This window comes from Sporomusa termitida, from assembly GCF_007641255.1.
Classification (GTDB): domain Bacteria; phylum Bacillota; class Negativicutes; order Sporomusales; family Sporomusaceae; genus Sporomusa; species Sporomusa termitida.
This window is the reverse complement of record NZ_CP036259.1, coordinates 2,544,587-2,565,209: the sequence shown is the minus strand read 5'-3', so window position 1 is coordinate 2,565,209 and position 20,623 is coordinate 2,544,587. Positions and strand designations below refer to the sequence as shown.

Genomic DNA, 20,623 nt, shown 5'->3' with positions numbered 1-20,623 from the left:
AACCTCCTCAGTAGCTACGGTAGCTACCGTTATTATATACCGAAGCGATGAGAAAATCTATTTGTTTTTTTGAAGTCCCTTTAAAAAAGAACATGGCCTGTTCATTAAAAGGACTTCTATGTTAAAATAAAGAAAATGAAACAAAAGGAATGTACTATGAACTTACTTTCAATCGAAGACCTGTCCAAAGCCTATGGTGAGAAAGTCTTATTCGGCGGGATTACCTTTGGCATTGACGACGGGGATAAAATCGGCCTGATCGGGGTTAACGGCACCGGCAAATCGACATTTTTAAAGGTCATTGCCGGGGTGGAGCAGGCCGATGCCGGCAAGATAATAACCGGCAACAGTGTCCGGATCGAATATTTACCGCAGAATCCCGAGTTTGATGCTACGGCCACCGTGCTGGAGCAGGTGTTTAAAGGGCTGTCACCGGTGATGCAGGTGCTAAGAGCCTATGAGCAGGCCCTGATCGCAGCCCAGCGGCGCCCTGAGGACGGGGAACGCCAACAGCGGCTTATTGCCCTGACCCAGCAGATGGATAACCACAATGCCTGGCAGCTGGAGAGTGATGCCAAAACAATTCTGACTAAACTCGGCATTGATGATTTTACCGCCCCTGTCGGCACTCTGTCCGGCGGTCAGCGCAAACGGGTGGCGCTGGCCTGCGCGCTCATTAATCCGGCTGATTTACTCATTCTGGATGAACCCACCAATCATATTGATAACGATACTGTGGCCTGGCTGGAGCAGTTTCTCCATAAACGCAAAGGCGCTCTGCTAATGATTACCCATGACCGGTACTTCCTGGACCGGGTTACGAACCGGATCATTGAATTGGATAAAGGCATGCTGTATACATATACCGGCAACTACAGTAAGTTTCTGGAGGCCAAGGCGGAGCGGGAAGAACAGCAGGAAGCCAGTGAACGCAAGCGCCAGAATATCTTAAGAAATGAGCTGGCCTGGATCCGGCGCGGGGCCCAGGCCCGCAGCACCAAGCAGAAGGCCAGAATTGAGAGATTTGAAGAGCTTAGCGCCCAGACCCCTGAGGCCGGCAACGGCCAGATTGAGATCGTTGCCGGTGCCACCCGGCTGGGGCGCAAGACGGTTGAGCTGGAGCATATCAGCCATGGCTTTGGGGACAAACAGCTAATTACTGATTTTAGCTATATCGTGCTTAAGGACGACCGGATCGGGATCGTCGGGCCTAACGGCAGTGGCAAATCCACCTTGCTTAATATGATTGCCGGCATACTGACCCCTGACAACGGCACCGTGGAGGTTGGCCAGACCGTAAAGATCGGCTATTTCTCTCAGGAAAGCAGCGAGATGAACCAGGAACTGAGGGTTATTGAATATATTAGAGAAGAAGCTAATTTTTTGCCTGCTGCCGATGGCGGAACCATTAGCGCCGCCCAACTCCTGGAGCGTTTCCTGTTTCCGCCCAGTCTGCAGTGGACACCGATTGCCAAATTATCAGGCGGGGAGAAACGCCGCTTATACCTGCTGCGGGTGTTGATGAGCGCCCCTAATGTTTTGCTGCTGGACGAACCGACCAATGATCTGGATATCCAGACCTTGACCATTCTGGAGGATTATCTTGACGATTTTCCCGGGGCAGTTATTGTTGTATCTCATGACCGGTATTTTCTGGACCGGATTGCTGATAAAATATTCGCCTTTGCCGGGCAGGGCCGGATTACGCAGTATCCCGGGAATTATTCGGACTATCAGGCCCGGATCAGTGTGGCCGCAGCCCAGGCTGCCGATAAGGCCGGACCTATTGCCGATAAACGGCCGGCGGCTGTGGACAAGCCGAAAGAACGGCCGCAGAAACTGTCTTTTAAAGAGCAGCGGGAATACGAGCAGATTGATGCGGTCATTGCCGGGGTTGAACAGGAGCTGATCCAGGTGGCTGAGGGGATTAATACCGCCGGCAGCAACTTTGTATTGCTGCAGGAGCTCACCGGCCGGCAGCAGGCGCTGGCGGCGCAGCTTGATGAACTGCTGGACCGCTGGACATACCTTAATGAGCTTGTGGAAGCATTTAACAACAAATAAAAGGGGTTGTTGGCATTCGCAATGAACATACAGATTTTCGGCACAAAAAAGTGCCAGGATACCAGGAAAGCGGAGCGTTATTTCAAGGAACGAAAAATTGCCTTTCAGTTTGTTGACCTAACGGTGCGCGGCCTGAGCAAAGGCGAACTGGAAAAAGTTAGGGTGGCTGTCGGCGGGTTCGACAATCTGATTAATAAGACCGGCAAAGAATATGAAAAACGCAATTTGAAGTATCTGGTGCATGATGTGGAAGAGCAGCTGCTGAATCAGCCGCTGCTGTTAAAGACCCCGATAGTCCGGAACGGCGCCAGGGCCACAGTTGGCTATTGCCCGGAGGTTTGGGCAAGCTGGAGCTAATTTAAAAATGGGAGATTAGACATATGCTGGAAATGGCGCGCAAAGTGCTGAAAAAATATTATGGGTATGATGAATTCCGGCCCGGGCAGGCAAAAGTCATTGCCAGCTTGCTCAATGGTAAGGATACGGTAGCGATTATGCCCACCGGGGCCGGGAAATCGCTGTGTTTCCAAATCCCGGCCATGCTGCTGTCCGGGATTACAGTCGTGGTTTCCCCCCTGATTTCGCTGATGAAAGACCAGGTGGATGCGTTAACCGAACAGGGCATACCGGCTACCTTTATCAACAGCTCACTGACAGGCTCCGAGGCCGGACGGCGGCTGCAGCAGCTGCGGGCCGGCCGGTACAAACTCGTATATGTGGCGCCCGAACGTCTGACTGCCGACTGGTTTCAAGCGGCAGTGGGCGAAATTAATATCAGCATGCTGGCGATTGACGAAGCCCACTGTGTTTCCCAGTGGGGCCATGATTTCCGGCCAAGCTACCGGAATGTCGGCGCCTTTATTGCCAATCTGCCCAGCCGGCCGGTTATTGGCGCCTTTACCGCCACCGCCACCCCTGAGGTCAAGACCGATATTGCCAATCTGCTGGCCTTACGCTGGCCGCAGATCCATATAACCGGGTTCGACCGTCCGAATTTGTCCTTTACCGTCCTGCGCGGCGAGAACAAGCAGCAGTTTGTGCTCCAGTATATCAAGGCCAACGCCGCTCAGTCCGGGATTATTTATGCGGCTACCCGCAAAGAGGTTGACGGCTTATATGAACTGCTGCGGAAAAAAGGCTATGCTGCCGGCCGCTATCATGCCGGGCTGAGTGATGAGGAGCGCATGTCGCAGCAGGAGCGGTTCCTCTATGATGATGTCCGGGTGATGGCCGCGACCAATGCTTTTGGCATGGGCATCGATAAATCCAATGTCCGCTATGTTATCCACTATAACATGCCGAAAAATATGGAGTCCTACTATCAGGAAGCCGGCCGCAGCGGCCGGGACGGTGAACCGGGGGAATGCATCCTGCTGTTTGGGCCGCAGGACCCGCTCCTGCAGCGGTTTCTGATTGACAAGTCGGTAGAACAGCCGGAACGCAAACAGCATGAGCTAAAAAAGCTGCAGGAGATGGTCGATTATTGCCATACGCCTGACTGCCTGCGGCAATATATATTAAGCTATTTCGGTGAACCGGCCGCTGATGCAGGCTGCGGCCATTGCGGCAACTGCACCGCTGACGGCGAGCAGGTGGACATTACGGTGGATGCCCAGAAAGTCTTTTCCTGCGTTTACCGCCTGCGGGAGCGCTTTGGGATCGCGGTGATTGCCGAGGTGCTGAAAGGCTCGAAAAATAAAAAAGTCCAGCAGCTGGGCCTGGACCGGCTGCCGACGTATGGTCTGATGGCTGAGCGCACCCTGCCTGATATAAAGTCACTGGTACAGCGGCTGGTAGCCACTGGCTACCTGCGTCTGACGGAAAGCGAGTATCCGGTGGTAAAGCTGGAAACTGCAGCCATGGCGGTCCTGAGAAGTGAAGCCCAGGTGTGGCAAAAAGTATTTTCCGAGCGGCAGCCGCTGGTTGCAGACGACCGCTTGTTTGAGCTGCTGCGCGTGTGCCGGAAGCGGCTGTCCGAGCGGGAAGGGGTACCGCCGTTTGTTGTGTTTGCCGATACAACTTTGCGGGAAATGAGCCAGCACCGGCCGGTTGATCTTTCAGCCCTTCGGCAGATCAAGGGGGTTGGGGAACTAAAGCTGCAGAAATACGGTAAGGAATTTTTGACAGTTATTACCCAATATCTTGTAGAGAACAGTGCAGCCGCCACCAGCCCCCGGCCGCTACCTGACAGTAAACCGGCGCCCAAGGAAAGGGCCGCCGCTAAGAAGAGCCCAGGCAAAGTAGAGACTGAGCCCAGTCATGTTGTTACCCTGGCGCTGTACCGGCAGGGGGCAGCCCTGGAGGAAATTGCGCGGGAACGGGACCTGACGGTTAATACTGTGCAAAACCATCTGGTCCGGTGTGCGCAGGAAGGGCATGCTGTGGATTGGGATAAACTTATCCCTGCTCGATATGAGGAATTAATTATTGCCAGGATTAAAGAGGTCGGCGGTCAGCAGTTAAAGCCGTTTAAAGACGCTTTGCCTGACGGTGTGAGCTATGCGGCAATTAAGGCCGTATTATGCAAGCACTTCGGTGCTGCCCGGTCTTAGAGGAGGTTAGGGGATGTCGCCATTGACCGAACTGCCTAACATTGGCCCAGTACTGGCTGAACGGCTAAAAAATGCAGGCATATTTGATCTGACCGGTTTACGGGCAGTTGGCAGTAAAGCCGCCTTGATGCTCATTCGCGGTACCGGTCAGGATACCTGCCTGTCAATGCTGTACGCGCTGGAAGGGGCTGTGCAGGGTGTGCGCTGGCATAATCTGGACAAGGCAGTCAAGGCAGAGCTGAAGGAATATTATACGGCCAGGGAAAGAAAATAAAGTAAGTATTTGTTATAACAGGAGCGTTTTTCTTATGAATAAAAAAGCGGTGGAGTGGCTCTATCAGCAGCTGCCGGAGCTTGTGGACCAAGGCGTCCTGCCGGCTGAAAGTGCTGAACGAATAAGAAAATACTATGGTCCTGTTGACGGTAATACCGGGACACGGACTTTTCTCGTTATCTTCGGAGTAATTGGCGCATTGCTGGTCGGTCTTGGCATTATCCTGATTTTGGCGCATAACTGGGCTCAATTATCCAAGCTAAACCGTCTGGCAGTTTCCCTTAGCCTGCTGGTCGCCGCCCAGGTGCTGGCCGGCGGCGTGCTCTGGTTTAAACGGGACAGCACGGCCTGGCGGGAGGGGGCTGCTACTTTGCTGATGCTGATGGTTGGCGCCGCCATGGCCTTAGTCGGGCAGACTTACCATCTGGTGGAGGATGCCGATGTCTTTCTGCTTACCTGGATGTTGCTGTCCCTGCCGGTCGTGTACTTGCTGAATTCGGCCAGCGTGGCTATCCTCTATACTGTCGGCATTACTTTCTGGGCCGGGAGCCATTATGGTCTGAGCAAACAATGGGTCTGGGGGTTGCTCGGCGTCGTACTGCCGCATTATTGGGGGTTGCTTAAGCACAACCGTTATGCCAATACGACCGCTATTTCCTGGTGGGTATTAACGGTTTGTTTTTATATTTGTTTTACAGTAGCTTTCTCCAACTATCTGGCCGGGCTGGGATTTCTTGTTTTTAGTGCCTTGTTTAGCGTAACCTATCTAAGCGGTGAGTTAGGGTTTATCAGTCCCGATCAGGGCCGGCGCCTGCCGTTTACCGCGGTAGGCTTGGCCGGAAGCATCGGGTTAACCTTTATCCTGACCTTTAATGAAGTCTGGCGGAATGTGGCGTTAGCCTGGAGCTCGGTCCTGCCGGCAGCCTGGGTGATTGCCGCGGTGCTGTTGGTGCTGGTGGCGGCCGGTACTGTTAGGCTTATTAAGAACCGCAAGCGGGAGGCCGGGAAGTTTGCCGCGCTGCCCTGGGTTGTCGGCCTGGCTTATTTAATTCAGTCTTATGATCATAGCGGTTTAGGCGCCACTCTCGTGTTGAATGTTTACATGCTGGGCCTGAGCATCAGCCTGATCGCCCAGGGTGTGAGAGAATTCCATCTTGGCATTGTAAATCTGGGTATGATCATGCTGGCGGCCTTGATTGTGGCCCGGTTCTTTGATATTGATGTCAGTTTTGTCGTGCGCGGCGTGATCTTTGTCTTGCTTGGCATCGGCTTCCTTGCTGCCAATGTGGTTTTAGTACGCCGCAAAGCGGGGTGGAAAAATGAAAAATAAGCGGCTGTTGCTTTGTTTATTTATTGTGGTTTCCCTGCTGCAGGCTGCAGTTCCCCTCTATATGGCCTGGCGCTGGGAAGATATTTTACAGACCGGACACCGGTTTTACTGGCAAACCGCACCGGTTGATCCGGCGGATGCCTTCAAGGGCCGCTATGTGGACCTGCGGTTTAAAGAGGACACCGCCCCGATTATCGGCGCGGATAACCTGATTTTGGGACAGCAGGTATATGCCCTTATTGCCGAGAATGCCGGGGGCCAGGCGTATATCAGCGGGGTTAGCGTTAACCGCCCGGAGCAAGGCTACTATGTGAAAGTCAGGGCCTATGCCAAGGGGCCCGGGACCGCGTATGTGAATTTGCCGTTTACCCGCTATTATCTGCCGGAAAACCTGGCGCCGGCGGCGGAAAATGCTTATCGGGAAAGGGCCGGCAAAACAGGCGTTGCGGCTGTCCGGATTAAAGACGGTTATGGCGTTATTGAACAATTGTATATCGGTGAACAAACACTGTACGAATTTTTGCGGCAACCGCAGTAAGGATTATTGGTTGGGTATTTATGGCATATACATACATTGTGCAATGTGCTGACGGCACTTTCTACACCGGCTGGACGACTAACCTGGCTACAAGAATGGCGGCTCACAATGCCGGCCATGGGGCCCGGTATACCCGCAGCCGCCTGCCTGTTGCCCTGATTTATTATGAGCTTCAGCCCAATGCCAGCCTGGCCCGGAAACGGGAATGGGCGATAAAACACATGAGCCGCAAGGCGAAAGAAGTGCTTGTGGCCGGTTTTACAGTCCCTGAAGGGTATTTATAGTTTTAAGAAGGTTATTTTATGCAATAAAAAGCAACTGCCCGGACTGCAACAATGAGCCCAGGCAGGATAGGAGCAGATTATGGACGGTACACAGCGTAAAAATATTACACCAGGTGCCAGAGTAAAGGTTATCCAAAAACCTCACCAGCGGACCGGTCATTTAACCGAAGGCATCGTCAAAGACATTCTGACAAGCAGTGCCGTACATCACCGCGGCATTAAAGTCCGGCTGACCGACGGCATCGTCGGCAGAGTACAGGAAGTCCTGCCATAACAGCGAAAAAATGTCTCAGGAGAGCCGTCCCCGTAAGTCGCCTGGTTGTTAGAGGGTGCGATTGTCGATGTGGGCAATTTCCCGCAGGGATTTCATGAGGGCGGCGAAACGGTCGGGTTTTATTGATTGCTGCCCATCGCACCTGGCATTGCCGGGGTCCTGGTGGACTTCAATGATTAAGCCGTCGGCCCCTACGGCAACGGCTGCTTTGGACAGTGCTTCGACCATCCACCAGAGACCGGCGGCATGGCTGGGGTCTACAATTACCGGCAGGTGGCTGAGCCGTTTAATGGCCAGGACGGCGCTAAGGTCGAGGGTATTGCGGGTGTAGGTTTCGAAGGTGCGTATGCCGCGTTCGCACAAAATTACGTTTTCATTGCCGCCGGCCATGATGTATTCGGCAGCCATTAAGAGTTCTTCGATAGTCGCGCTTTGGCCCCGTTTGAGCAGGATCGGCTTAGCGATTTGACCAGCCGCCTTGAGCAGGTCAAAGTTTTGCATGTTGCGGGCACCAATTTGAATAATGTCAATGTCCTCATGATGGTTTTCCAATTGCTTTATGGACATGATTTCGGTCACGACAGGCAGGCCTGTTGCCTCTCTTGCCTGTTTTAACAGTTCAAGGCCTTCCTGCTGCAGGCCTTGAAAGCTGTAGGGTGAGGACCGGGGTTTAAAGGCCCCGCCCCGCAGGAACCCGGCCCCGGCCGATTTGACCTGCCGGGCTATCGACACAATTTGCTCAGGGCTTTCGACCGAACAGGGGCCGGCGATAACCGCCACCTGATTGCCGCCAATTGTTTGCTGCCCGACATTGATGAGCGTGTTTTCCGGGTGGAAGGTCCGATTGACTTTTTTATATGGCTCCTGTACGGAGAGTACTTTCTCCACAAAAGGCTTGCTTAATAAATAGTCACGGTCAAGCTTTCCCGTATCGCCGACGATTCCCAGTATGGTCTGGAATTTACCATAAGTGGGCCAAACACTGCAACCAAAGTTCTCCAGCTCCTGTTTTAGTTTTTCAATTTGCTCGGGGGTTGATGAAGAATTTAATACAATGACCAATAAAAACGCCTCCTGTACATATATAGTATATAAAAATAAAAACCTAAGTCTCAATTGAGCCTTAGGTTTGTTATACATTAATTTAATTGTATTTTTCTTAAGGACTCACCGGTAAATCATTTATTAAGTTATCAAAAGGAAATAAGCCTGCGCCAAAAAAGCTGGCCCAAGCAAAAAAGAAAAAGTATGCGGTTGTGTAAGCTTGCTGAGAGGTTGCCATCGTTAAAAACCACCCTGTATGTGTTACTTTTAGATCATGAATTTATTATAACAGATAAGAACGTTGTGTCAAGCGATGTTGGAGAATTAAAATTTTATTTAAACAACTGTAAATAATGTAGTAAAAACAAAATATAAAAGTATTCCCGGGAAGTGCTGGCGACAGACTGAAAAAGAATTGACACCGGCAGCGGTTGCTTATATACTGTAGTGTAAAGTTTACATATTAGTTGTCACTAGGAGGCAGAAGCGGAGGCGGTATTTATGTGGAAGGATTTTAGGAGTGATACGGTTACGCAGCCGACCCCGGCAATGCGGCAGGCGATGATGGCAGCCGTGGTTGGTGATGATACACTGGGCGAGGACCCTACGGTTAAAAAGCTTGAGCTCCTGAGTGCGGCGATGTTTGGGAAAGAGGCCGCATTACTGACCGTTTCCGGAACAATGGCCAATCAGATTGCCATTATGGCGCTAACCCAGCTGGGGGATGAGATCATAGTAGGGGAAGAGGCCCATATGTACAATCTGGAGGTAGGGGCTTTAGCAGCCCTGGCCTGTGTCCAGGCCCGGCCGCTGCCCAGTCAGGAAGGTCGTTTTGCTGTCAGCGATATAAAAAAGTCCATCAGGCCCCGGGGCGTACAATCGCCGGTCAGCCGGGTATTGTGTCTGGAGAATACTTATGATCTCAACCGGGGTTACCCGCTGCCACCGGCATATCAGGCAGAAATGGCGCAATTGGCCCGTAATCATGGCCTGGCTGTATATCTTGACGGGGCGCGCATTTTTAATGCCGCTGCGGCGTTGCAATGTGACTTGAAAGAACTGGCGCAGGATGTGGATGCCCTGCAGTTTTGCCTGACGAAGGGACTGGCAGCTCCGTTTGGCTCGATGCTGGTTGGCAGTCAGGCGTTTATTGAGAAGGCCAGATGGATTAAACAGCGGCTTGGCGGCGGCCTGCGCCAGGCCGGGCATATGGCTGCTGCCGGGATCATTGCTCTGGAAACCATGCGCGAGCGGCTGCATGAGGATCATGCTAACGCCTGCCGGCTGGCTAACGCCCTGGCTGCTATTGATGAGCGGCTGGTTAATGTTAAACAAGTCAAAACCAATGTTGTCCAGCTTGATTTTGAGAAAATAGGCAAAGAGGCGGCTTGGGTTACGGAGGCATTGTTGCAGCAGCAAATAAAAGTGAAACCGATTGGGCCTTATGCCTGCCGTATGATTACCCATTGGGGCATTACTGCCGGCGATGTGGATTATGCTGCTCATGCTATACAAAAAATTATAAAATAAATGATGACTCAGGCCATCATCTAAGAGTTCAGGCGTAGATGGTGGCCTTTTTTCTGCCAGGAATACCAAAGTCATGATTGGGGTAAAAGACAAAGTTCGAGGTTGCAATTATAATTAGGATAAAATAGCTTTACTATATTACAGGAAACTGGAGGCGCGGCCATGCGCATTACCAAAGCAATAAAGAAAACAATGCTGGAACGATTAGAGCAGGCTTATAAAGACACGACAACAGCGCTGACCTACTCGACTCCTTTTGAGCTTATGATTGCGGTTATTCTGTCAGCTCAGTGTACCGACACCAGGGTCAACATTATCACGGCCCGGATGTTTCCCCGCTACAATACGCCGGCAAAGATCCTGGAACTGGGCCAGGCGGGGCTGGAACAGGAAATCCGTGATTGCGGCCTGTTCCGGAGTAAAGCGAAAAATATTCTGGCAACCTGTGAGAAATTATGCCGGGACTATGGCGGCCAGGTACCGGGAATTTTTGCTGACCTGGTGCAATTGCCGGGGGTTGGACGCAAAACGGCTAATGTTCTTTTAAGCCAGCTGTTCGGTGTTCCGGCCATTGCTGTCGATACCCATGTATTCCGGGTGTCGAACCGCCTGCAGCTGGCCAGCGGTGACACACCGCTGGCTGTTGAGCAAGGGCTGATGCGGGCAATTCCCCGGGGACAGTGGAGCGATGCCCATCATTGGCTGATTTGGCATGGGCGTAAGGTTTGCAAGGCCGCTAAGCCGCTGTGTCATATCTGTCCCCTCCAGGATTTATGCCCGAGCAGCCTTGGGAAATAATTAAGATGTTGTATAAATATTATTTTAAATGTATAATGATACATAGTGCTTCATCTCCCCTAACACCAAGGATAGTTTGCGCATTTTTTCCCGCACTGCTGCGTTGTCGTCACCTTGCATATGTCCGATATGCAAGGCCCGTGCAAGTAATAAGAGGCCCGTATCATACAGGATCATTAAAGCAGATCTTAATGAATCAGTTAGCGTCCTCCGCCTTGCATTGCGAAGAAATCTACGCAAACTATTCTTATGGCTTTAAGAAAGATGAAGTACTAGTACTGGGGGCTGAAGCATGATTTTTCGTAAAGCAAAATTTAGTGATGTTGAAGATATTTTAAAGCTGATTAATGACTATGCCGAGCAGGGACTGATGCTGGCACGGGCCCGCAATACCCTGTATGAAGGGCTGCGGGAATTTATATTGGCGGAGGAGGACGGCAAAGTTGTCGGCGTAGCCGCCTTGCATCTGGTGTGGGATGAGCTTGGTGAAATCCGGGCCCTGGCAGTACATCCCGGTAAGATCAAAACCGGTGTCGGCCGTGAAATTGTTAACAGGCTGACAGAAGAGGCCCGGGCGCTGGGGGTAAAAACCCTGTTTGCCTTAACCTACCAGCCTGGATTTTTTGCCAGACTGGATTTTAAAGAAGTACCCAAAGAAAGTGTACCGCATAAAATGTGGAAAGAGTGCATTAACTGTCCTAAATTTCCCAATTGTGATGAAATTGCCATGGTTAAAGAACTATAAAAGCAAGCGGGCGTGTCGCTCTACAAGATTGACACATCCGCTTGCTTTTTAGCAAAAGGCCGGCAACATCTTTGCCGGATTACGGCCACAGCAGCTTCCGCTGCGGCCCAAGGCCCGCTTTATAGCTCAATACTTTGACCAGGAGCCATAATGGTGACAGGGATACGCAACCCGGCCTCAACCTTGGTTTTGAAGGCTGCCGGCGATTGGGCAATGATGGGCCAGGTATTATAATGCATGGGTATAACGGTGCGGGGGGTGAGCAGCTTAACTGCTTCGAAGGCATCATCCGGTCCCATTGTGTAATTATCACCAATCGGCAGCAGGGCGTAATCAATTGTTTCCAAACGGCCCAGCAGGGCCATGTCGCCGAAAAGGGCCGTGTCACCGGCGAAATATACGGTCTTGCCAAAAAAGTTTACGATAAAGCCGGCGGCATGTCCGCCGGGAACACCTGAGCCGTGAAAGGCAGGGGTAACCCGGACATAGCCGAAATCAAAGCTGCGTTTGCCGCCCAAATGCATGCTGATATTGGCGCAATCCTGCTCTCCGACCTGCGCGGCCAGCTCCGCGGTGGCGATAACGGCGGCCCCGGTCTGTTTGGCAATCTGAATAGTATCGCCCAGGTGATCACCGTGGCCATGGCTCACCAGAATATAGTCACAGGTAATATCTTCGGGTTTGGTAGTGGTGAGTGGGTTGCCGGTAAAGAACGGGTCAAACAATAATGAGGTATTGCCGTTGGCCAGCGAAAAACAGGCATGGCCATGAAATGTTAGGTTAGTCAAAGGTTGCACCTCCATGATTATATTATAGTTACTATTTTTCCAAGATTATTGAATAAATTCCTGCTAAAATAAAGAAAAAAGATTCTGTCGTTTGCGAAAGCAGGGAATTTACGTAATATGGAGAATTCTAAAAATAAAGATAATTGTCCGGTTGATAAAGGAGCGACATGTAATGATTCCGATAATATCTGTGGTAGGGCGGTCCAACAGCGGGAAAACGACATACCTGGAGAAATTAATCGGTGAGCTTAAGTACCGGGGGCATAAGGTTGCGGTTATTAAGCATCATCACAATGATTTTGAGATTGATGTGCCAGGTAAGGATACCTGGCGGCATACGCAGGCGGGAGCAGACACCGTATGCCTGGTATCGCCGGCTAAAGTAGCTATGATCAGGAAAACAGACCAGGAACTGCCGCTTGACCAAATAGCCGGTTTCATAGACAATGTTGATATCATTATTACTGAAGGCTATAAGCAGGAGCCCAAGCCGAAAATTGAGGTTTATCGTCAGGCTGCCGGCAATCAGCCGCTTGGTGCCAAGCCTGAACTTCTTGCTGTCGTGAGTGATACCATACTCTATAAAGATGTGCCGCATTTTCCGCTTGATGATCCGGGGCCCATGGCTGCTTTGCTGGAACTAAGGGTGCTGCATACAGAAATAGCAAAGGACTGATGCTATGCATGACGGCTATAATCGTCAAATTAACTATTTGCGGGTTTCAGTAACAGACCGCTGTAACTTCCGTTGCGCTTATTGCATGCCGGAGCAGGGCGTTAAGCTGCTCAGCCATGCCGATATTCTCACTTACGAAGAGCTGCTGCGGATTATCCGGGTGGTGAGCGGGCATGGTGTCAGTAAAATCCGCTTAACAGGCGGTGAGCCGCTGGTGCGGCGGGGGATTGTCAGTTTTATCCGCAGCATTGCCAATCTTAAAACGATCACGGATATATCACTTACTACCAATGGCAGTTTACTGGCCGGTATGGCTGCCAAACTGAAAAATGCCGGGTTAAACCGGGTAAATATCAGCCTTGACACCGTTGATCCGGATCAGTTCCGCAAGATTACCTATGGCGGGGACCTTGCCAAAACAATGGACGGCCTGAAAAGTGCCTTGGCAGCAGGGCTGACACCTTTAAAGCTTAATGTTGTTCTAACGAATATAATTACCGAGCGCGATCTGACTTATTTTGTTGACTTAGTGCACCGGGAACCAATTTCAGTCAGGTTTATTGAATATATGCCGATTGGTGAGAGTCAGGTTTGTGCCGGTCCCGGGATTGAGGAGATTAAAGGTATCATTAATGCTTTTGGCCGGGGGACGTTAAAACCAACCCTGAATATTCAAGGCAATGGTCCGGCCAAGTATTTTTATCTGCCACAGGCCAAAGGTACTTTTGGCTTTATTACGCCGATATCCGAGCACTTCTGTAATGTATGCAACCGGATTCGCCTAACAGCCGATGGGAAGTTTAAGCCCTGTCTCTTATCTAATCAGGAGCTTGATGTCAAGGCTGCCTTGCGTCAGGGGGCCAGTGACATTGAAATTGCCGAACTTTTTTACAAGACCATAACAGATAAGCCCCAGGGGCATACACTGGCAAATGCCGGCGGACAGACTAAGTTTTTCCGGCAAATGTCGCAGATTGGCGGCTGATTCCAGGCAAAGGCTTAACTTCTTGCCCCCAGAGGTTAAGCTTTTTTGATTTTGTATCTTTTTTTGTTATTATGATAGTCAATTAGATATACTAAGACAAAAAGAAGGTGCAGCTGTTGAAGACCGTTCAATCACGTATCCCTACGCTCCATACTTTCGTAACTCCACTGCGGGATATTGCGCTTGCCAACCATTGCGTATGGGTGGAACAAGCAGATAAGAGCCGGCAGGAAGGTCTGGAATGTGCAATTTATTATGAGCCGTATACAAACCACGCGCATCCCTTTACTGTTGACGCTATTTATATTGCGATCTCCTATAACCAGAACAGATATTTACTTTCTGGTTTTGGCGTAATTCCTGATAAGGAGCGCCAGGAAATTAAAATTAATGAACAATATGAACACTATGCCGATGCTAAACAGGCGGCTATCGAATGGCTGCTGGCCACACGCATGCATATCGGACGCTAACAACAATCCCGTACGGGATTGTTGTTTTTAAAAAATACGAAACAGGTGTCCTAAATGTGTGAAATAAATGTAACACAATCTTGTCACAAATGTTGCATTTGACTAACAATTTACCATAATGTGCCTTAAATAGTAATCAATAACAAGCCTAAATGGAATGGCACGATTTTTGCTATATGTTATAGTGTGATTTACTATCCTGAGAACTTTGGCTTTTACGAAATTACATGCTTAGTATGCTGAAATTTAAATTCTGAATATTGAAAAAAGCGCGGTTGAGGGTCACAGTGCCTTGGGATACCTTATTAAATACACCGGATTATAGGGGGAGGGATGAATGAGGCCAATGATTTGTCGGTTCGCCAGGTGTCCCGGTTAGGTTGGTTGTTTGCCAGGTAAGCCAAAGTTGAGTTAATAAACAAGGAGGAGTTATATTATGACAAAAAAATCTTATGGGTATTTTATGCCTCCGGTCAGTATCATGGGGGTTGGCTGTCTTGAAGACATCGCGGATTACATAAAGCCTATGGGTTTTAAAAAAGCCTTGATTGTCAGTGATAAGGTTCTTGTTCAAATCCAACTTATCAAAAAGCTCACCGATGTGCTTGAGAAAATAGATGTGCAATATGTCATTTTTGACGGGGCTCAGCCTAATCCGACAGTTGGCAATGTGAATGACGGCCTAAAATTGCTGAAGGCGAACAAGTGTGATTTTGTTGTATCTTTCGGCGGCGGTTCGCCTCATGACTGTGCGAAAGGTATTGCCCTCGTTGCTGCCAATGGCGGCAAGATTGAAGACTATGAGGGGGTTAACAAATCGGCGAAACCGCAGCTGCCGCTTATTGCTGTTAATACAACCTCCGGCACTGCCAGCCAGATGACCCGGTTCTGCATTATTACCGATGAAAGCCGCCACATCAAGATGGCCATAGTCGACTGGCACACAACGCCTGTAATTGCAGTTGATGATGCGGATCTAATGGTTGCCATGCCGCCTTCGCTGACCGCAGCCACAGGTATGGATGCCCTGACTCATGCGGTGGAGGCTTATGTTTCCATCATTGCCACACCGGTTACTGACTGCGCCGCCATTAAAGCCATTGAATTGATCGCCGGCTATTTGAGAAGAGCGGTTGCCGACGGCAAGGATATGGAAGCCAGAGAAATGATGACTTATGCCGAGTATCTTGCCGGCGTTGCCTTCAATAATGCCAGTTTAGGCTATGTTCATGCCATGGCCCATCAGCTTGGCGGCTTCTATGATCTGCCCCATGGTGTTTGCAATGCAATTTTACTCCCGTCGGTGGAAGATTATAATGCTAAGGTTGTGCCGGAGCGGTTTGTTGATGTTGCAAAGGCGATGGGTAAGGATGTTGCCGGTTTGACCGTTGAACAGGCCGCAGCAGCAGCACTGGCCGCGATACGCCAGCTTTCCGCCGACATTGGTATTCCTGCCGGCCTGAAAGACTTAAAGGGGTTTAAGGAAAGTGATATACCGATCTTGGCTGCCAACGCCCTGAAGGATGCTTGTGGTTTTACTAATCCCAAGCAAGCCACCCAGGACGAAATAGAAAATATCTTTAGGGCTGCTATTTAAGCGGACAAGAAAATAGTTAATCGACAAGAGGCTGTGCTTACAGCCTCTTGTGTTTTATTTAACAGCGGTAATAGCATAAATCGGCAATAATCTCTGTATTATTGCAGGAATTATTAAATAAATGGCAAAATACTAACTATAAATCATTTGCGCGAAGGAGCCAGACGCATCCATGGAATTAACACATTTTGATCACTCAGGTAAGGCACGCATGGTTGATGTAACAGTAAAAGCAGAAACTAAACGGGAGGCAGTGGCAGAAGGGCGGATTACAATGCAGCCCGCTACCCTTGAACTGGTAAAACAAGGGGCTATGGGTAAAGGCGATGTCTTGGGTGTTGCTCAGGTAGCCGGGATAATGGGGGCCAAGCGGACGTGGGATTTAATCCCGATGTGTCACCCGCTCTTATTGACTGGAGTCACGCTGGCGTTTGCCATCGACGATACGGCCAAGGCCATTGATATTACGGCGGTGGTCAAGACGACCGGCAAGACCGGCGTGGAGATGGAAGCGTTGACGTCTGTGTCTGTCGCGGCGCTGACTATTTATGATATGTGCAAGGCGGCAGATAAATCTATGACTATTGAGTATGTCCGGCTGCGGGCCAAATCGGGTGGTAAGAGCGGCGATTATATCAGGGAGGATTAAAAATACTATGCAGGGAAAGATTGTGGCTGTCTGTACCAGTAAAAATAAAGGCGAGCGTAAGAAAAATGTCGGCCAGGCTATACTTTTGCCCGGACTTGGCCTCGAAGGCGATGCTCATGCCGGCTTTCAGCACCGGCAGGTAAGTCTGCTGGCTTTAGAAAGCATTGAAAAAATGCGGCAAATGGGGTTGGATGTTCACCCTGGTGATTTTGCTGAGAATATTACTACCGAAGGGCTCACCCTGCCGGTCTTACCGATCGGTACAAAAATAAAGATTGGCGGGGTGCTGCTGGAAGTCAGCCAGATTGGCAAAGAATGCCATACCCACTGTAATATCTATTATCAGGCCGGCGATTGTGTGATGCCGAAAGAGGGAATATTCGCCATTGTCCTTGCCGGCGGGCCGGTAGCTGCCGGCGATACGATCGAGGTGATGCGAAATGTTTAGTATTGGCATTATAACAGCCAGTGATAAAGGCTCACGCGGTGAGCGCGAGGATTTGAGCGGCAAAGCAATTGCAGAAATGCTGACCGGTCTGGGGACGGTCGATCATTATGTAATCGTACCTGATGAGCGCGCGGCCCTGAGCCAGGCAATGATTCATATGGCCGACAACCTCCGGGTTGATCTTATCCTTACCACCGGCGGTACTGGTTTCGGACCCCGTGATGTAACCCCTGAAGCCACTTTAGACGTGATTGACAGGCAGGCCCCGGGTATTCCTGAGGCAATGCGGGCCAAGTCAATGGCGGTAACTTCGCGGGCCATGCTGTCCCGGGCCGTGGCCGGCCTGCGGGCCCGGACCCTTATTATTAACCTTCCCGGCAGTCCTAAAGGCGTGCGGGAATGTCTGGCAGTTGTTCTGCCGGCGCTTGAACACGGATTAGCGATTGCCAGGGGGGAAGCCGGCGAGTGCGCCCGGCCTTAGTTTGTACAGGTTTATAGTTCAATAACAGCTTGTTCTACCCGTTTAACGCCAGGTGTCTGTTCGAGCTCGTCCAACAGCTTGAACAGTGCCTGGTCTTTATTTTTGGCTTCAATCATGACATCAAAATCATGGCCGGTTTCTTTGGCAATCGCCAGGAAGGGAAGGAAATCGGCCAGATTGATATTGTCAGCGTGGCTGCGAATGTCCTGGGCATTCTTCGGGCTGGACAGGTGGATTTTTGGCAGGCAGCCCTGCCAGGTTTTGATAACCGCCGGCCAGAGCCCGGCCAGATCTTCCCCCTGATTCATACAGGTATGGTGATGAATATCGAGCACCATGGGACTGCCGAGTGTTTGACACAGGGTGAGCACATCGGCGGCGGTGTATAATTTATCATCATTTTCTATCATCAGCCGTTGCCGAATCCGGTCAGGGAGCAGGCTAAACCGGCTGATAAAGCGTTCCAGCGAGGGGGTTTTGGCTTTATACAGGCCCCCGACATGAATGACCAACTGGGGAGCAGGCGGCAGCCTCATAGCCTCCAGCATATTCACATGGTAATCAAGGTCTGCCAGTGCGGCTGTTAATACATCCTCGCGCGGACTGTTCAGCAGTGTGTAGTGATCAGGGTGGGCACTGATGCGCATATTGCGGCTTTGAATGTAATCGCCGATTTCCCGCCACTCAGTCTTTAATTCTTCCGTATAGCTCCAGTCATTCGCCAGGGGATGGGTCGCCAACGGTACTGTTTTCGAGGTAAGGCGGTATACATGAATGTCATAGGCCGAGTTGTAGCGAAGGATACGGAGGGTATTAGCCAGGTTTTCCCGTGTTAAGCGGCGCAGACGATTGATGCGGCCTTCGGGATCAGTAATTTTTTCCAGGTTTTTTACTGTCACGCTTTTATTGGGTGAACCTTCGGCAATATTAAGGGCAATTGCTACATAACCAAACCTTATTCGCATAACCAGGTACCTCTTTTATCAGTTTCTCATTCATTATCCTTTAGTATATGCTACTTTAGCGCAGGATATCGGCTAAGCGGGTAAAAAGAGGAAGAACGCTTGCAATTTGCCTGGTATCGGGGTTAGAATGGTAAGAAAAGTCTTAGGAGTGAGTATCGCTTGTCCAAACCGATCTACATTATTGGTCATCGTAATCCTGATACAGATTCTATTTGTTCAGCAATTGCCTACGCACACCTCAAACAAGCTTTGGGCGAGCATGTAATTCCGGCACGGGCCGGCAAGATCAACGCTGAGACTAAATATGTTTTGGATTTATTGGGTATAAAACCGCCGGCGCTCATTCTGGATATGTATCCGCGGGCTAAGGATGTTATGCGTGAACACAGTATAACTATTCATCCCTGGAATACATTGAGAGAGCTTGGGCAATTGATCAAGCAGTACAGTGTAAAGTCTATTCCCGTGGTCGAGGCTGACGGCAGTTTAGTTGGCATGGTTACCGTCGGCGATTTGGCTGAACGGTATGTTAATGAACTGGGCATGCAGGATTTGCGGGAAACCGGGGTTGATTATGCCGGCATTCTCAGGTGTCTTAACGGCACTCTTATATGTGGCGGTGATTTAACCTGCAGGCTGGAAGGCCGTGTAAAAATTGCCGCTTCCCGGACTCAAACTATGGGGAAGGTGATCAAACCCGGCGATATTGTTTTGGTGGGCAACCGTACTAATGTTCAACTGACCTGCATCGAAGCCGGTATTGCCTGCCTGATAATAACCGGCGGTTTTGAAGTGGCGCCGGAGGTGGAGGCGGCAGCCCGGGCGGCCGGGACATATATTATCAGAGCCCCCTATGACACGTATACCTGCGGGCGCCTAATCAACCAGAGCATCCCGGTGGGGAAGGTTATGAAAGCGAATGTGACGGCATTTAAACCGGATGATATGGTTGCCGATATGAAAGAAATTATTATCCGGACCGGCTACCGTAATTACCCTGTTGTGCAAAATGGCAGGATGGTTGGTCTTATTGACCGGGACCGGCTGATTGTACCTGACCGGAATCAGATTATTCTGGTTGACCACAACGAACGTTCGCAGGCGGTGGATGGGATTGAAGAGACTAAGATTGTTGAGATTATTGATCATCACCGGCTGGGGGGAATGGAGACCAGTGAGCCGATCTTTATCAAACATGAGCCGGTAGGATCGACAGCTACTATTGTTGCCAACATGCACTGGCACCGTAATGTCCCGCTACCCGCAGATATAGCCGGACTTTTACTGGCCGCCATCCTTTCGGATACGGTATTGTTTAAATCGCCGACCGCGACAGATAAGGACCGCGATGCTGCCTATAAACTGGCAGCTATAGCCGGCCTGGATATCCAGGATTTTGGTATGGCGATGCTGAAAGCGGGCTCGGTAATCGATAAACTGACCCCGGGTGATATAGTAGCCAGCGATTTGAAAGAATTTCAAATTGGCGAGTATTATGTTGCGATTAGTCAAATCTCAGTTATGGATCAAAAAGATGTGTTGCAGCAGCAAGCGCAGCTGAAGGCGGCTATGCAGGCCATCTGTGAAAAAGAACAGTATAATATGGCAATACTGCTTATAACCGGCATCCTGGACGAAGCAACCTACCTGCTGCATTATGGTCAGCCAGCGCGGGTGGTGACTATTGCTTTCGGTGAGCCTTGCCCTGACGGCACCTGGTATTTGCCTGGTGTAATGTCACGCAAGAAGCAGGTTGTTCCGCCCCTGATTGATGCTGCGCGCCGGCTTTAATAGAAAAAGCTGCTGTTTTATGGTATCATTATTACCATAACAGCCAGAGAAAGGAATGTGAATTATGCCAGTTTACACGATCAGTGGCGTATGCGCTAAAACAATCGAATTTGTGGTCGAAGAAGGGCGTGTAACCAAGATTAAGTTTCAGTCCGGCTGCTCCGGGAATCTGCAGGGCGTAAGCCGATTGGCCGAAGGCATGAAGGTCGAAGATGTTATTCGTAAGTTACAGGGTATTCGATGCGGTGATAAAGCTACTTCCTGTCCGGATCAGCTGGCCCGGGCACTGGCCGAGTATCAGGCACGGTAGTTCCCCGGGCGGCGGTTGCCGGCGAAG

23 protein-coding genes are annotated in these 20,623 nt (G+C 50.4%); 20 read left to right on the top strand and 3 right to left on the bottom strand.

All coding sequences use genetic code 11. The annotated features are described in order from the left end of the window. Positions 1-156 precede the first annotated feature (156 nt). The 8 genes from SPTER_RS12055 to SPTER_RS12020 all read left to right on the top strand — a co-directional run bounded on the left by SPTER_RS12055 (position 157) and on the right by SPTER_RS12020 (position 7,316). A complete protein-coding gene (locus tag SPTER_RS12055; RefSeq protein WP_144350629.1) occupies positions 157-2,064 on the top strand; it encodes an ABC-F family ATP-binding cassette domain-containing protein in 1,908 nt (635 codons plus the stop codon). Between the two features lie 21 nt (positions 2,065-2,085). After that, entirely contained in the window at positions 2,086-2,421 is a 336-nt protein-coding gene (locus tag SPTER_RS12050) for an arsenate reductase family protein (RefSeq protein WP_144350628.1), read from the top strand. Positions 2,422-2,444: 23 nt separating this feature from the next. Beyond that, positions 2,445-4,616: a DNA helicase RecQ gene (recQ, locus tag SPTER_RS12045; protein WP_144350627.1), complete on the top strand. Its 2,172-nt coding sequence runs from the start codon at positions 2,445-2,447 to the stop codon at positions 4,614-4,616. A gap of 13 nt (positions 4,617-4,629) precedes the next feature. Further along, positions 4,630-4,890, top strand: a complete 261-nt coding sequence (locus SPTER_RS12040) for a TfoX/Sxy family protein (RefSeq protein ID WP_144350626.1) — start codon at positions 4,630-4,632, stop codon at positions 4,888-4,890. Between the two features lie 34 nt (positions 4,891-4,924). Continuing rightward, complete coding sequence (locus SPTER_RS12035; protein ID WP_144350625.1) at positions 4,925-6,220, top strand: DUF2157 domain-containing protein; 1,296 nt, start codon at positions 4,925-4,927, stop codon at positions 6,218-6,220. Continuing rightward, positions 6,210-6,758, top strand: a complete 549-nt coding sequence (locus tag SPTER_RS12030) for a GDYXXLXY domain-containing protein (RefSeq protein WP_144350624.1) — start codon at positions 6,210-6,212, stop codon at positions 6,756-6,758. Before SPTER_RS12035 ends, SPTER_RS12030 begins: the two co-directional genes overlap by 11 nt. Before the next feature lie 38 nt (positions 6,759-6,796). Next, positions 6,797-7,042: a GIY-YIG nuclease family protein gene (locus SPTER_RS12025; protein ID WP_425474349.1), complete on the top strand. Its 246-nt coding sequence runs from the start codon at positions 6,797-6,799 to the stop codon at positions 7,040-7,042. 79 nt (positions 7,043-7,121) lie between these two features. Further along, the gene (locus tag SPTER_RS12020) at positions 7,122-7,316 is read left to right on the top strand and encodes a YwbE family protein (RefSeq protein WP_144350622.1); all 195 of its coding nucleotides are present in this window, start codon (positions 7,122-7,124) and stop codon (positions 7,314-7,316) included. A 48-nt stretch (positions 7,317-7,364) separates the two neighbouring features. Here SPTER_RS12020 and aroF read toward each other — a convergent pair whose 3' ends face one another. Beyond that, positions 7,365-8,378 carry a 3-deoxy-7-phosphoheptulonate synthase gene (aroF, locus tag SPTER_RS12015; RefSeq protein ID WP_144350621.1) on the bottom strand — a complete coding sequence of 338 codons (1,014 nt, stop codon included), beginning with the start codon at positions 8,376-8,378 and terminating at the stop codon, positions 7,365-7,367. Positions 8,379-8,861: 483 nt separating this feature from the next. Between aroF and SPTER_RS12010 the strand changes: the two genes are divergently transcribed. The 3 genes from SPTER_RS12010 to SPTER_RS12000 all read left to right on the top strand — a co-directional run bounded on the left by SPTER_RS12010 (position 8,862) and on the right by SPTER_RS12000 (position 11,433). After that, positions 8,862-9,890: a GntG family PLP-dependent aldolase gene (locus SPTER_RS12010; protein WP_144350620.1), complete on the top strand. Its 1,029-nt coding sequence runs from the start codon at positions 8,862-8,864 to the stop codon at positions 9,888-9,890. A gap of 162 nt (positions 9,891-10,052) precedes the next feature. Then, positions 10,053-10,688, top strand: a complete 636-nt coding sequence (gene nth, locus SPTER_RS12005) for an endonuclease III (RefSeq protein ID WP_144350619.1) — start codon at positions 10,053-10,055, stop codon at positions 10,686-10,688. A 292-nt stretch (positions 10,689-10,980) separates the two neighbouring features. After that, the gene (locus SPTER_RS12000) at positions 10,981-11,433 is read left to right on the top strand and encodes an N-acetyltransferase (protein ID WP_144350618.1); all 453 of its coding nucleotides are present in this window, start codon (positions 10,981-10,983) and stop codon (positions 11,431-11,433) included. Positions 11,434-11,552: 119 nt separating this feature from the next. On the opposite strand, the gene SPTER_RS11995 is transcribed toward SPTER_RS12000, so the two are convergent. Next, positions 11,553-12,221, bottom strand: coding sequence for a metal-dependent hydrolase (locus SPTER_RS11995; RefSeq protein WP_144350617.1), 669 nt, complete (start codon positions 12,219-12,221; stop codon positions 11,553-11,555). A 172-nt stretch (positions 12,222-12,393) separates the two neighbouring features. On the opposite strand from SPTER_RS11995, the gene mobB reads away from it, so the two are divergent. The 7 genes from mobB (at position 12,394) to SPTER_RS25355 (ending at position 17,530) form a co-directional block, all read left to right on the top strand. After that, positions 12,394-12,897, top strand: coding sequence for a molybdopterin-guanine dinucleotide biosynthesis protein B (gene mobB, locus SPTER_RS11990; RefSeq protein WP_144350616.1), 504 nt, complete (start codon positions 12,394-12,396; stop codon positions 12,895-12,897). 4 nt (positions 12,898-12,901) lie between these two features. After that, the gene (moaA, locus tag SPTER_RS11985) at positions 12,902-13,882 is read left to right on the top strand and encodes a GTP 3',8-cyclase MoaA (protein WP_144350615.1); all 981 of its coding nucleotides are present in this window, start codon (positions 12,902-12,904) and stop codon (positions 13,880-13,882) included. 116 nt (positions 13,883-13,998) lie between these two features. After that, complete coding sequence (locus SPTER_RS11980; protein WP_144350614.1) at positions 13,999-14,355, top strand: hypothetical protein; 357 nt, start codon at positions 13,999-14,001, stop codon at positions 14,353-14,355. Positions 14,356-14,791: 436 nt separating this feature from the next. Then, the gene (locus SPTER_RS11975) at positions 14,792-15,952 is read left to right on the top strand and encodes an iron-containing alcohol dehydrogenase (protein ID WP_144350613.1); all 1,161 of its coding nucleotides are present in this window, start codon (positions 14,792-14,794) and stop codon (positions 15,950-15,952) included. Between the two features lie 172 nt (positions 15,953-16,124). After that, positions 16,125-16,601: a cyclic pyranopterin monophosphate synthase MoaC gene (moaC, locus tag SPTER_RS11970; RefSeq protein ID WP_144350612.1), complete on the top strand. Its 477-nt coding sequence runs from the start codon at positions 16,125-16,127 to the stop codon at positions 16,599-16,601. A 7-nt stretch (positions 16,602-16,608) separates the two neighbouring features. After that, positions 16,609-17,049: an MOSC domain-containing protein gene (locus SPTER_RS25360; RefSeq protein ID WP_144350611.1), complete on the top strand. Its 441-nt coding sequence runs from the start codon at positions 16,609-16,611 to the stop codon at positions 17,047-17,049. Further along, entirely contained in the window at positions 17,042-17,530 is a 489-nt protein-coding gene (locus tag SPTER_RS25355) for a MogA/MoaB family molybdenum cofactor biosynthesis protein (RefSeq protein WP_144350610.1), read from the top strand. The genes SPTER_RS25360 and SPTER_RS25355 overlap by 8 nt, the downstream gene beginning before the upstream one ends. A gap of 11 nt (positions 17,531-17,541) precedes the next feature. Here SPTER_RS25355 and uvsE read toward each other — a convergent pair whose 3' ends face one another. Next, positions 17,542-18,495: a UV DNA damage repair endonuclease UvsE gene (gene uvsE, locus SPTER_RS11955; RefSeq protein WP_144350609.1), complete on the bottom strand. Its 954-nt coding sequence runs from the start codon at positions 18,493-18,495 to the stop codon at positions 17,542-17,544. Positions 18,496-18,654: 159 nt separating this feature from the next. Between uvsE and SPTER_RS11950 the strand changes: the two genes are divergently transcribed. Together SPTER_RS11950 and SPTER_RS11945 are read left to right on the top strand one after the other, a co-directional pair. Further along, positions 18,655-20,286 (top strand): putative manganese-dependent inorganic diphosphatase, encoded by a 1,632-nt coding sequence (locus SPTER_RS11950; protein ID WP_144350608.1) that lies wholly within the window; start codon positions 18,655-18,657, stop codon positions 20,284-20,286. Positions 20,287-20,350: 64 nt separating this feature from the next. Beyond that, complete coding sequence (locus SPTER_RS11945; protein ID WP_144350607.1) at positions 20,351-20,596, top strand: TIGR03905 family TSCPD domain-containing protein; 246 nt, start codon at positions 20,351-20,353, stop codon at positions 20,594-20,596. The last annotated feature ends 27 nt before the right edge of the window (positions 20,597-20,623 follow it).